The sequence below is a fragment of the Sphingobacterium haloxyli genome, from assembly GCF_002980525.1.
GTDB lineage: Bacteria > Bacteroidota > Bacteroidia > Sphingobacteriales > Sphingobacteriaceae > Sphingobacterium > Sphingobacterium haloxyli.
This window is the reverse complement of record NZ_PVBQ01000002.1, coordinates 166,000-178,969: the sequence shown is the minus strand read 5'-3', so window position 1 is coordinate 178,969 and position 12,970 is coordinate 166,000. Positions and strand designations below refer to the sequence as shown.

The following is a 12,970-nucleotide window of genomic DNA, read 5'->3' as shown; positions in this document are numbered from 1 at the left end:
TTAAAGGTTTCTAGTTGTTAATACCCGGGGTTTTGATCAGTCACCGGGTCAATTGCATTGTTATAATTTGTCTCGGAAAGGGGAATCGGCCAAAGTAAATGCTTTTGGACAACCGATTTTCCTTTGCTATATTGAATGCGTTCATCCAATTTTCCAGTTCGCTTCAATTCGAACCAACGCTTCCCTTCATATATGAATTCATATCCCCGTTCCTGGACGATGAGATCCACAAAGGTGTCACTGTCATAATCGGCAGCGTCGTAATCGACTGGAGCTGACGCATTCGGCGCATAGCCATAAGCCCTCCGATGCACCTTGTTCAGTGCCTCCATCGCCGTTGCGGTGACGGTATTTTCAGCTTTTGCAGACGCTTCAGCGAAGATCAACAAAGCATCGGATAACCGATATATCGGCAGGTCATTTCCTGAAGTATTCGCATCAAGCGCATCCGGATCCACATACTTCGAACTAACCAGCGTATTTGGTCCCAAACCAAAGTTAATCTGGTCCCAGAGCTGCTTGCGGATATCATCGTTATTCCACTCGATATAATTCGCGTTGGTCGCGTCGCCATGGACGGCATAAGCGCCTGTACCGCCTGCTGTGAGCAGCTTAGTACTTGGATGGTTGGATATCCACAAAATGTAATTGCCTTGCGCAGGAAGACGTGCGTACTTCAGCGCAAAAATCTCCTCAGTGCTTGTGGTGATATCCGGTCCGAAAATTTTATACTGGTAGTCTTCGGGGCCACTCACGCTTACTAAACTAAAACCCGCTTGGACAACTTCGTTGGCCAGTTCAGCTGCTTCGTTATGGCGTTCCAATTGCAAGTACACATCAGCCAGTAGTGTTTTAGCGGCCCATTTAGTAGGGCGGCCACTAGACGCAGCAGTTTCTGGCAGCGATATCGTCGCTGTTGCCAAATCATCTAGAATTAACTGGTAGACTTCGTCCTCTGTACTGCGCGGAAGATCCTTTACGTCCATTGTTTCCTCCGTGCGCAACGGTACACCCCCCCAATTCCTGACCAGCTGAAAATAGGAAAAAGCACGCAGAAACTTTGCTTCGGCAACGTATTCCGCAAACGCTTCCCCCTCTACCACATTCAAGACAACCAGATTTGCGTTCCTGATCGCCAGATAGAAACCATTCCAAAAACCTTGGACGCGCGTTATGTTCGCGTCATCCAGCCCCTGGTAGTTACTCAGGGGGGTCCAACTGCCACGACCATACATCCAGTCTGAATGACATTCCAGCGCAGCAATATAATTCGGCATGAGGTCTTTACGCAACGGGCTATAAATCGCATTCACCGCGGCTTCCACTTCTTCTGTCGTATTATAAAAATTCTCCTCCGAGATCTGCTTAGGTGTTTCTTCGAGGGTCTTTTCGCACGCAACAAAAAGTGCAACTATACCCCACATGCATATTAATCTCTTCATCGTATTTAATTTCAATTTCTTCATCCTATGAACTGTAAAAAGTTAGAAACCGGCACGGATACCGAAGGTGACCGATTTCGCAGACGGGTAGCTATTATGATCGAGTCGAAAATTCACTTCCGGATCCCACCATGAATAATTGGTGAGCGTAAGTAGATTTTGTGCGCTCACATAGACCTGCAGCCGCTGTAATTTGTTCGCATTCCATGCCTGCAGCGGTAGGTTGTACGCCAAGGATATGTTTTTGAGTCGCAAAAAAGAACCGTCCTCTATAAATCGATCCGATACCTTTACGGGTGTCGATCTACTGATCCGCGGGTAGTCAGCATCTGTATTATTGATCGTCCAATGATTCTCATACACTGATTTGGGCATATTCAGACCAAAGCCATAGTCCATGGTGTTCGTAACAGAGCTCGCATTGAAAATATCATTTCCATACGTTCCCTGGAGAAAAAACGAAAATTCGAAATTCTTATAATTCATTACTGAATTAAATCCATATGTAAAATCGGGGTTAGCGTCTCCAATATATGTTTTGTCAGCAGATGTGATGCTACCGTCCTGATTGATATCACGAAAAATAATGTCTCCCTTCTCGTCGTAACCATCCTCTATGTAACCCCAGAACTGTCCGACAGGTCTCCCCTCCCTCAATATGCTGGTAGCATCGCTCACGATGACCATACCGATATTATCCCGCAGAACATCTTCGCCGTTGTATAGACTGATTACTTTGTTTTTGTTAAAGGCTATATTGGCATTTATATTCCACGTAAAACTGCCTTCAAAAGGCCTTGCTTCCACGCCTAACTCAACGCCTCTGTTTTGTACCCTGCCGACATTTCGGATTGTTGTCGTATAGCCCATGGAAGCCGGCAACCGGACATCACTTAGCAAATCGCGCGTATTCTTTACATAGTAGTCCGCGGTTAACAAGACTCTATTATTCAGGACGCCAATATCTGCTCCAATATCAAACTGCTCGGTAGTTTCCCAAGTTAAGTCATTCGGTAGCCGTGTTAATGGACTAACCGTATTGAAATATTCATTACCAAATATCGTCTTACCTGGGGACAGTAGATTAAGCGTAGTATACGGATCAATGGCCTGGCTACCGGTTAGCCCCCAGCTGGCCCGCAACTTGAGATCCGAAAAGGCCGAAACATTACTCATGAAATTTTCGTTTGAAATACGCCACGCAAGCGCTGCTGAAGGAAAATTCCCCCATTTACTTCCCGGCGAGTAGCGCGAGGATCCGTCACGACGAAAACTTACCGTGGCGAGATAACGGTAGTCGTAGCTATAATTGACACGCCCTAAGAGAGAAATTAATGCAGACTTTGTATACGCTGACCCGGGAACGCCTGGTGTACCAGCTGCCCCCAGATTGTAGGTCTCATAGATATCAGAAAGAAAATCCGTCCCTCCGGCATTTACAGCCGTAGTCATAAAATTCTGGTAGGTCAGCCCCGCTACCGCAGCGAAGTTATGCTTGTCACGAAACGTTTTATTATAATTTAATGTGTTTTCATTCAACAGGCTGGTCTGCTGCGTGGAAGATACATTTGCAATCCCCGGGCTATCAAAAAATTTGGTCGTCGTATAATTATCCGAACGGTCATCGCGGTTCTCCAACCCTCCAGCCACTTTGAAGATAAGTTCGGGGGTAATCCGATAGGATACAGCCGTATTGATCAATGCTACGTTGGCTTTGGTCTGTGCTGTACTTTCATTGATCCAGTTAATAGGGTTGCGCAGATCTGTTGCCAAAAATGGATAAGCTGTGTGAAGTATTCGATAGGAACCGTCTTCGTTATAGGGTGTCAGAATCGGAGGAGCAGAAATGGCCGCAGCAATCATGGAGTTGCCTCGATTGCCTCCTCCACTGTCTCGTCTTTCGGTTGTCAGGCGCGAGAGGATCGTATTCAATTCGACGGAAATCTTATCGTTGATTTTGTGATCAATACTGCTTTGCAGCGAATAACGATTGTAATTACTTCCTTGGATGATACCACCTTGCCCGAAAAAGCTACCATTTATGGAAAACCGCGTTTTCTCATTTCCGCCAGCTATGCCAAGCGCAGCCGTGGTCATCGGGGCCTTCCTAAAGACAAAATCCTGCCAGTCAAAACCTTCCCCAAATCCACTTATCTCTTCTTCGTTAAAATAAGGTGCCACATTATCGTTCGCCGCCTGTTCGTTGTAGAATCTCGCATACTCCTGCGCATTCATAAGATCGAGTCTACGGATGAGCCGCTGCGAACTGTAACTGGTTTCAAACGACACGTCGGTACGCCCTTCTTTTCCCTTTTTTGTCGTGATGATCACGACGCCATTGGCACCACGTGAACCATATATTGCCGTAGCTGATGCATCCTTTAGAATCTCAATACTTTCTATATCAGCGGTATTGACTATGGAGGGATTAGAACCGGCTATGGGAAATCCGTCAATAACATACAGCGGTTCATTACTTCCCTGAATAGAATTTCCTCCGCGAACACGAACGGATATACCGGGACCGGGGGCACCCGAACTCTGGCGTATATGTACCCCCGGGGCTCGGCCCGCGAGGGCTTGTAATGCGCTGGCATTAGGAAATGCATTTACCTCTCGAGCCTTTACCTGCGCTACAGACCCGGTCAAATCCGCCTTCCGTACTGTCCCATACCCTACCACAACTACTTCATCAAGTTCATCCGTTCGATCTATTAGTACAACATCGATCACCGTTCTATTTCCAAGACTTATTTCCTGATCTTCATATCCGACAAACGAAAAATGCAGCATCGCGGCATCATCTTCTGTACGGAGAATATAATTTCCTCTTTCATCAGTCATCGTACTGTTGGCTTTCCCTATTTCCGAAATAGTAACTCCCGCGAGCGGTTCACCTCCGCGATTCGTCACGTTACCCTTCACTATTCTTTCTTGGTTTATTCTCAGATTGTCCGTGGCTGCTATCGAAGAGTTTTCCTTTCGTACCAATATGATGTTCTTGTCCACCAACTTATATTTTATATGAAACTTCTCCAGCAGTCCGGTGAGGACTTTCTCGACATGTGTGTCGTGCACCTGCAAATCCACCATTGCATTTGCTGGTATGACAGATTTATCGTAAAAAATATTATATCCGCTTAGTTGCTGGATTTCCTTCAAAACAACAGTTAGTTTTACGTTTTTTCGGCTAAGCGTAATTTTTTGACCGAATGTAAATGCGCTAACCTGCAACGTACCTACAAACATTAAGATCAAGGATAGTTTCATGACGAACAATCTAGGTTTTAAACGCCTGCAAAACGGCGTAAGTATATCATAATTTTTATACATTTGTATTTAAGATTGGTTGTTTACTATTATATACTAAGACATCAATCGACAAGCCCGTAGGACTTGGTTAATCAGGGGCGGTCGCAACGCTCCTGATTGTTATGTTCTTCAAATTCTGCTGATTTTCATTCCATAACCAAAATCCTCCTTCCCTTGATTTCGAATTTTACTGATCCTGTTAACTCGACCGTTTGCAACAACTTCTGAATATTCTCAAATCTGGATATCGTACCGGAAAACCGCTTATCCTTTAAATCACCTTTAAACGCCACATCCACATCATACCATCTGCCAACACTTTCCATAACCTCCTCTATCGAGGCATCCTCAAATGCAAAGGATCCGTTTTTCCAAGCGAGAACATAAAAAGGATCCACGGTATTGATGGCTGTTCTTTTGGATTTCCGCGTGTAAACAGCTTGCTGATTGGGTTTTAGAACATGACTTTGTCCATTGTCGAAAGAGATTCTTACTGATCCTTCTACCAAGGTTGTTTGAATCATTCTACCATAGCTGTTGACGTTGAAAGCAGTACCTAGTACCTCCAAGGTTTGCTGATCCGTCTCCACAATAAAGGGAATCCGGTTACCATCTCTATATTGTTTGCTGACATCGAAATATGCCTCTCCCTTCAGTTCAACAGCGCGGGCATCTTCCTGGAAACGGATAGGGTAACGAAGCGTGGATGAGGCGTTCATCGCTATTTTTGTACCGTCAGACAGGGTTAAATTATACGCTCCACCTTTTGGCGTAATAATGGTGTTATACATGTCGCCGTTCAGGCTATGTTCATCCGTTACGGTGTAGGTAATGGATCCGTCGGCTGTCTTATGCACAGCATACCCTTCCAACTGAATTACCGTATCAATTTTCACCGTTTCCAAGTCTAATTGAGTTCCATCCGCCAAAACAATCCGGGCTTTATTTCCTCCCGGCGTAATCGTCCCAATCGCGCTCTTAGTGCTGAGCCCCGCCTCAATTGGATCTGGCCCATTTATAAAATCTATTGCAAATTTTAAAAAGACAAGGATACATGCGGCAGCCACCAGCGTGACTAAACGTTTGGTTGTTTTAATCTTTTTGGTGTCTTTAGAAAAATTCGGCTGGAGCCGCCCATCCAACATAATCCGTTGGAATAGGTGGTCGGAATCGGGGGCATGTCCTTTCGTGGCTGCCGACGACTCCATAAGGATATCCCAGAGCCATAAGAGATCTTCATCTGCTTTCTGCTCCAACGCGTTTTTAAGCAAAACAAGATTGTCGTCAGATATGGAATTATCCATATACTGATGTATGAGATGAATGAGCTGTCCTTTTTCCAACGTTTATAATTACTGGTTACTTATATAAACGAGGTAACAAGAAAAAAGGACTAGATCAAAACAAAGTTTTCAATAAAAAAAGTAAAAAATAAATACTTTTCACGATTAACCTCACTGTTTTGGATGCCATGATCAATTGATTCTTAACGGTGTATTTGGATACACCGACCTTATTCGCAATCTCCTCATAGGATAACCCATTGATTTTATTTAACGCATAGACTTCCCGTTGCTTTTCGGGCAGACGCTCAATAGCACTAGTCCATATACTGGTCAACTCGGTCGTATCGAGTGTGTGTTCGGTACTTTCACACGCTTCTTTCCAACTATACTTCAAATGATGATCAAATTTGGATTTCACCACCTTTTTTCTGAAAATGGAAATTGTTATCCGTTTGGTGATGATAAATAGATAAGGGTAAAGACTCTCGGGATTTTCTATCTTATCACGGTTTATAAATAGGGAAACAAACACCTCCTGGACAAGTTCTTCCGCTTCGTCATGATTTTTACTAAACTTATAGGCATAGTTATAGATTGACTTATGATAAGCATCAAAAACTTTGCGGAAGGCCTTATGGTCTCCGATCTTGAAATCCGCAAATTCAACGTCCGATATCGTATTTAAAATTTGGGCCATTACCAAAAGATTGTATCATATTCCTGTAGGCTTATACTATAAAATGTACGATGGCAATGAATACATTACCTAATACAACTGGATATTTCAAAAATATCAAAACGAACAACAACAACTGTCCTGCACTATCCTGCTACTATGGATGATATACGACCACGATTTCTTTATTTCCAGTCCCCAGGTCTGGCAATTTTATCCAATTTTGACGGAGTTCATATTCTTGTTCCTTCCCGTTCACACGCAAAACAGGCTTACCGCTTTTATTTTTACGTGGCAAATAAATTTCAGCGACGGTATTCGCCGGTATTGACAACTGCGCTTCCAGCCCATTCGCTGATTGTCTGTATGCTGCATCGATATAACCCTTAATGGTGGGAAAACGGATCTTAGCGTATTCAAGGTCGGCCAGTTGTGGCTGTATTCTAAATGTCCTCCACCCGGGCTCTAGGGGCTCGATTCCCATCAGTTTTCTGGGAATTCATTGTCTACACAGTAATGACACAATTGATTGATAAGGGCGTCCGCCTCGTAAGGAATGCGTTCCCGGTCGCCGTCAACGTATATTCCGGCAAAGCTGGTGGCCTTAATACTATATTTACTTAAGTCCCAGACCTGGTTCAGGATTTCATTCGATGAACGGAAATAAGATGCCTTGTCGTCGAAAGGATAATGCACCATAGACCGCTGTACATCAGCCTGGTGTAAAGGATAGTCGTAGCCTTCAATTTCCACGTAACGGAAAGGCAGAACTTCTCCGATATAATCGGGCATCAGGATAGCTGATCGCCCGGTATTCTGTCGATCTTTTCTAAATTTGATCCGGTACGTGTTCGTTCCCGGAGATAAAGAAAGCTTATACTCTTGGTAACGTATCGTGCCACCTGGATTTCTGTCGATTTGTCCTTCTGATGTAATTTTTTCACCGAACCGGACCAAAATCGTATCGGCGACCGGACTATCAATATTTAATCTCAACTGGCCGAAAGCAGCTTTTCCAAAATCGGCAAAGTACTCTTGATCCTTTTTTATCAATTTCTTAGGGACTTGATCCGTTCGCTGCAAAGGGTAAGTAGTTGTTTCGTATCCATCCACAAATTGGCCCGTATAAAAACAGGACACAGGACTAAATTCGCTTTCATTTCCCTGCTCATCCCAGACTTTTACTTTCCAATAATAAAGGTTACCTGAACGTAAGTCGTTTCCTCCGTAAAGCACCGCTGTCGATTCGGACGACCATACTTTTCCCGAATTCCATAAGTTGCCTCTGTCTTCCATTATATCTTCGAGATTATCTGCCAACAACAATTGATAATATTGTTGCCGGGTGGAGGTGTTTCTCGCGTTCATTATCCAGCCGAATACAGGTACTTTATTCTTGACAACAACCGATTCTCCCTGCTCGAAGGCTTGGGGAGTCCATTCGGACTGCAGCCGATATCCTTGCAGCGACTGATAGTCGGATTGCCGGAGCAAATCGCAGTGCGTATTAACAACCTTGAGTTTGCTCCGGGCACCTTGTCCGTACGTCGGATAGGCCACGCAGATCAGCAAAAAAACTTTAACAACTTTTATGATAATATGTTCATTCATCACCTGTTAATAAAATTTAGATTTAAAAACCTAAATATGAGAATAATAACTAATATATCCCCACGCAAACGATCGTTTTCCGGGATGACAGAGTCAGACAAAATCCTTACCTTTGTGGGTTATGTCAAAAAAATCGGAACAAAACGCTAAATCGTTTATCCAAATTAAGGGTGCGCGGGTCAACAACCTGAAAAATATTGATGTCGATATTCCCAAAAACAAACTAGTCGTTATCACCGGGATGTCGGGCTCGGGGAAATCCTCTCTTGCTTTCGACACCCTGTATGCAGAAGGACAGCGGCGTTACGTCGAGAGTCTATCTTCCTATGCCAGACAATTTATGGGAAGGATGAATAAACCCGAGGTAGACTACATTAAGGGAATCGCTCCTGCAATTGCTATCGAACAGAAAGTAATCACGTCCAATCCACGATCTACGGTAGGTACATCTACTGAAATATACGATTATCTTAAACTTCTTTACGCACGGATCGGCAAAACCTTTTCTCCAATTTCGGGCGAACAGGTCACAAAAGATACGGTATCTTCTATTATCGATGAGTTGATGGTCTATCCTGAGGATACCACAATTACGATTTTTGCTGAACTGATACCTATTAATAAGCGAAAGCTGAAAGAAGAGTTGTCCTTGCTGCTTCAAAAAGGATTCGTACGTGTTCTTTTCGAAGAAAAGATCCAGAAGATAGAAAGTATTATCGAAGATACGACGATACATAATAAAGATTTTAAGGCAGGAGAAATACAGATTGTCGTAGACCGTATCCGCTTGGATAAACAGGACGAGACAAACAGCCGTATCGCAGACTCGCTACAGACCGCTTTTTTTGAGGGGAAAGGCGAATGTTATATCGATATCGATGGTGACACACAGCATTATTCCGACAAATTCGAGCTCGACGGTATTCTATTTGAAGAGCCCACACCAAACTTCTTTAGCTTCAACAACCCCTATGGTGCATGCAAACGCTGCGAAGGATATGGAAAGGTCATCGGCATAGACGCCGATTTAGTAATCCCTGACAAAAGTCGTTCTGTTTACGACGGCGCTATCGCGCCGTGGCGGGGGGAAAAAATGGGTGAATGGTTAAATCGCTTGGTACGCAACGCCCTTAAGTTTGATTTTCCTATACACCGCGCTTATGGCGATCTTACCGCAGCCCAGCAGGAGCTATTGTGGTCCGGCAACAAATATTTTGGCGGGTTGAATCAATTTTTTGAAGAACTGGAACAACAGACTTACAAAATCCAGTATCGAGTGATGTTATCGCGGTATCGCGGTAAAACTGATTGTCCTGAATGCAAAGGTTCTCGGCTGCGCAAAGACGCCTCCTATGTAAAGGTCGGCGATAAATCGATTACGGACGTCGTGTTAATGCCGCTGGAAGAAGCATTGGAGTTCTTTCAGGAGCTTGAATTAACCGAACACGAACAGTTAATCGCTAAGCGTTTGCTCGCCGAGATCGTCAACCGGCTCCAGTTCCTTTGTAATGTGGGGTTGAGCTATCTCACCCTAAACCGTTTGAGCAACACACTTTCGGGGGGAGAATCGCAGCGCATCAACTTAGCCACATCCTTAGGAAGCTCCTTGGTGGGGTCTATCTACGTGTTGGACGAACCCAGTATCGGTTTGCATCCACGCGACACACAGCGTTTGATCGGTGTGCTGAAATCACTCCGTGATATAGGTAATACGGTGATCGTCGTAGAGCACGAGCAGGAAATGATGGAAGCGGCGGATTACCTGGTCGACATCGGACCGGAGGCTGGTATAAATGGGGGGCAGCTCGTTTTCGCCGGAACGTACCCGGAGATTCTTCAGGATAAACACAGCTTGACAGGACAATATTTAAATGGCCAATTGACTATCCCCATACCGAAAGAACGACGCAAATGGCGTGATTCCATCACGATCAAAGGAGCTCGGGAAAACAACTTAAAGGGAATCAATGTAACCTTTCCGTTAAATGTATTTACTGTGGTAGCGGGGGTGTCCGGATCCGGCAAAACTTCACTTGTTAAAAGGATTCTTTATCCCGCTTTACAAAAAGCCATCGGGAATTACAGTGGAGAACAAACCGGTATATTTGATGCGCTCGAAGGCGATACGACAAACGTTGAACAAATCGAGATGATCGATCAAAATCCGATAGGCAGATCCTCTCGTTCCAATCCGGTAACCTATGTAAAGGGCTGGGACGAGGTAAGGTCAGTTTATGCTAACCTGCCCGCGGCGAAGGCATCCGGGCTGAAGCCTGCCGCCTTCTCTTTCAACGTGGAAGGAGGGCGCTGCGATGTCTGTCAAGGAGACGGTGAGGTAAAAATCGAAATGCAATTTATGGCGGATATTGTCCTACCATGTGAGGCTTGCGGCGGTAAACGGTTCAAACAACATGTGTTAGATGTGGAATACCACGGCAAATCAGTAGCTGACGTTTTGGATCTCAGCGTGGACGAAGCTATGGAGTTTTTCAGTGACGTCCCTAAAGTCATTGCAAAAATTAAACCACTACAGGATGTTGGCTTGGGTTATGTGAAACTAGGACAGCCTTCGAGCACCCTATCCGGAGGTGAAGCGCAACGGATTAAGCTTGCATCTTTTTTAATCAAAGGGAACAATAGCAAAAAAACACTCTTCATTTTTGATGAACCGACAACAGGACTGCATTTCCACGATATTCACAAATTACTCAAAGCCTTTGACGCGCTGATTGCACTAGGCAACAGTATTCTGGTCATTGAGCATAATATGGAGATGATAAAAACAGCGGACTGGGTTATCGACATCGGACCGGAAGGCGGGAATAAAGGAGGAGAAGTCGTTTTTGAAGGTACACCGGAGGATTTGGTAGCATGTAACGTGTCTTACACTGGGAAGTACCTAAAAAATCATCTATCTTTAATCGTTCAATCTGAAAGCTAACTTTGTCATGTGGAAATTCTTCTTTACGGCTCTTTTGACCATAACCATCGCTATTCAAGTGGAAGCACAACCTGCACGTCCAAAATTGGTTGTGGGGTTAATGATCGACCAAATGCGATGGGATTACCTTTACCGCTTTGCCGACCGTTATGGAGATGATGGCTTCAAGCGTCTTTTAAATGAGGGGTTCTCGTGCGAAAATGCCCTTCTTAATTATATTCCAACGGTTACCGCTATAGGGCACGCCTCTGTTTACACTGGTTCCGTTCCCGCCATCCATGGCATCGCGGGGAACGACTGGGTTATACAGGCAACTGGACAGCCTATGTACTGCACGCAGGATGATAACGTCCGGGGAGTAGGCACGCTGGAAAGGGAGGGGCAACAGTCGCCTCGGAACCTACTAGCATCCACCATCACGGACCAACTGAAACTAGCGACGAATTTTCAGGCTAAAGTAATTGGCATCTCGATGAAAGACCGTGGCGGAATCTTGCCAGCAGGTCATTTTGCCGATGCGGCGTATTGGTTTGAGGGAAAATCAGGCAACTGGATTTCGAGCACTTTCTATATGGAGAAACTCCCGGGTTGGGTGGAAACCTTTAACAAACAAAAACTAGCGGACAACTATTTAAAACAGGACTGGAACACGCTGTACCCTATCGACACGTATATTAACAGTACTGCGGACGACACGCCTTACGAAGGCAAGTGGCCTGGCGAAGAGACTCCCACATTCCCTAGAAAGACTTCCGAACTAATGAAAGATGCTGGCTATGAGCTTATCAAAACAACGCCACAGGGAAATACCCTGACCTTAGACTTCGCCAAGGAAGCCATCAAACAGGAACAACTGGGAAACAATTCAACGGGCACGACAGACTTTTTATGCGTGAGCTTATCGTCAACGGATTATATCGGGCACCGTTACTCACTATCAGCCATAGAAATGGAGGACACTTATCTTCGTCTTGATCAGGATATTGCAGATTTTTTGGCTTATTTAGATAAACATATAGGTAAAGGTAACTATACTTTTTTCCTGACGGCCGATCATGCGGCTTCCTATAACCCCATGTATTATACGGACCAACAAGGCAACGGAGGCTATTTGTTCGCGCGCCAAATCCAACGTAATCTGAATAACGAACTTGAGAAAAAATTTGGCAGCGACAAAATCGTCAGAAGCCTGATGAATTACCAAGTACATCTTAACTATGGCCTCATCGACTCCCTTCAGCTAAGTCTTAAAGAGATCAAGAAAACGGTTATCAATTCGCTTAACAAGGAAGATGGTATTACGTATGTTATCGATATGGAGGGGGCACAGCATATGTTCATTCCCGCTCCGCTCCGGGAGAAAGTTATCAACGGCTATAACCGCAAGCACAGCGGCGCCATCCAGATTATCGCTGATCCCCAATGGTATGCTGGAACACCACGTAGCCCCGGAACGACACATGGTGTTTGGTCGCCATACGACTCGCATATACCGCTCGTTTTCATGGGTTGGGGGATACAACGCGGCGTAAGCAATAAAGAAGTTCATGTGGTAGATATAGCGCCGACGCTCGCATCGTTATTACATATTATGGAGCCGAATGGCAACATCGGAAAGCCTATCGTAGAGGTATTAGGGCAATAAGTCAAGAGCAAATTATTTTTTTCCGTATCTTCGCTACTATTAATTGATCCAAAAAAG

At 44.7% G+C, this 12,970-nt stretch carries 8 protein-coding genes; 2 read left to right on the top strand and 6 right to left on the bottom strand.

What is annotated here, in order from left to right; translation table 11 throughout:
* Positions 1 to 17 precede the first annotated feature (17 nt).
* From C5745_RS02670 to C5745_RS02645, 6 genes are all read right to left on the bottom strand, one after another.
* On the bottom strand, positions 18 to 1,442 hold the full coding sequence (locus C5745_RS02670) for a RagB/SusD family nutrient uptake outer membrane protein (protein WP_243403230.1): 1,425 nt from the start codon (positions 1,440 to 1,442) through the stop codon (positions 18 to 20).
* 42 nt (positions 1,443 to 1,484) lie between these two features.
* On the bottom strand, positions 1,485 to 4,712 hold the full coding sequence (locus C5745_RS02665) for a SusC/RagA family TonB-linked outer membrane protein (protein ID WP_105715425.1): 3,228 nt from the start codon (positions 4,710 to 4,712) through the stop codon (positions 1,485 to 1,487).
* A 188-nt stretch (positions 4,713 to 4,900) separates the two neighbouring features.
* Positions 4,901 to 6,058 (bottom strand): FecR family protein, encoded by a 1,158-nt coding sequence (locus C5745_RS02660; RefSeq protein ID WP_133166280.1) that lies wholly within the window; start codon positions 6,056 to 6,058, stop codon positions 4,901 to 4,903.
* Between the two features lie 94 nt (positions 6,059 to 6,152).
* The gene (locus C5745_RS02655) at positions 6,153 to 6,737 is read right to left on the bottom strand and encodes an RNA polymerase sigma factor (RefSeq protein WP_105715423.1); all 585 of its coding nucleotides are present in this window, start codon (positions 6,735 to 6,737) and stop codon (positions 6,153 to 6,155) included.
* Between the two features lie 136 nt (positions 6,738 to 6,873).
* Positions 6,874 to 7,200, bottom strand: a complete 327-nt coding sequence (locus C5745_RS02650; protein ID WP_105715422.1) for an alpha-L-rhamnosidase C-terminal domain-containing protein — start codon at positions 7,198 to 7,200, stop codon at positions 6,874 to 6,876.
* Complete coding sequence (locus tag C5745_RS02645; protein ID WP_105715421.1) at positions 7,200 to 8,327, bottom strand: family 78 glycoside hydrolase catalytic domain; 1,128 nt, start codon at positions 8,325 to 8,327, stop codon at positions 7,200 to 7,202. Before C5745_RS02645 ends, C5745_RS02650 begins: the two co-directional genes overlap by 1 nt.
* A gap of 121 nt (positions 8,328 to 8,448) precedes the next feature.
* Between C5745_RS02645 and uvrA the strand changes: the two genes are divergently transcribed.
* On the top strand, positions 8,449 to 11,268 hold the full coding sequence (gene uvrA, locus C5745_RS02640) for an excinuclease ABC subunit UvrA (RefSeq protein WP_105715420.1): 2,820 nt from the start codon (positions 8,449 to 8,451) through the stop codon (positions 11,266 to 11,268).
* Positions 11,269 to 11,275: 7 nt separating this feature from the next.
* A complete protein-coding gene (pafA, locus tag C5745_RS02635; RefSeq protein WP_105715419.1) occupies positions 11,276 to 12,913 on the top strand; it encodes an alkaline phosphatase PafA in 1,638 nt (545 codons plus the stop codon).
* Positions 12,914 to 12,970: the final 57 nt, after the last annotated feature.

What these genes read in the sequence shown, in the direction of transcription:
- C5745_RS02650 (WP_105715422.1), bottom strand. Translation starts at nt 7,200, where the DNA reads ATGGGAATCGAGCCCCTAGAGCCCGGGTGGAGGACATTTAGAATACAG.
- C5745_RS02660 (WP_133166280.1), bottom strand. Translation starts at nt 6,058, where the DNA reads ATGGATAATTCCATATCTGACGACAATCTTGTTTTGCTTAAAAACGCG.
- C5745_RS02645 (WP_105715421.1), bottom strand. Translation starts at nt 8,327, where the DNA reads ATGAATGAACATATTATCATAAAAGTTGTTAAAGTTTTTTTGCTGATC.
- uvrA (WP_105715420.1), top strand. Translation starts at nt 8,449, where the DNA reads ATGTCAAAAAAATCGGAACAAAACGCTAAATCGTTTATCCAAATTAAG.
- C5745_RS02665 (WP_105715425.1), bottom strand. Translation starts at nt 4,712, where the DNA reads ATGAAACTATCCTTGATCTTAATGTTTGTAGGTACGTTGCAGGTTAGC.
- C5745_RS02655 (WP_105715423.1), bottom strand. Translation starts at nt 6,737, where the DNA reads ATGGCCCAAATTTTAAATACGATATCGGACGTTGAATTTGCGGATTTC.
- C5745_RS02670 (WP_243403230.1), bottom strand. Translation starts at nt 1,442, where the DNA reads ATGAAGAGATTAATATGCATGTGGGGTATAGTTGCACTTTTTGTTGCG.
- pafA (WP_105715419.1), top strand. Translation starts at nt 11,276, where the DNA reads ATGTGGAAATTCTTCTTTACGGCTCTTTTGACCATAACCATCGCTATT.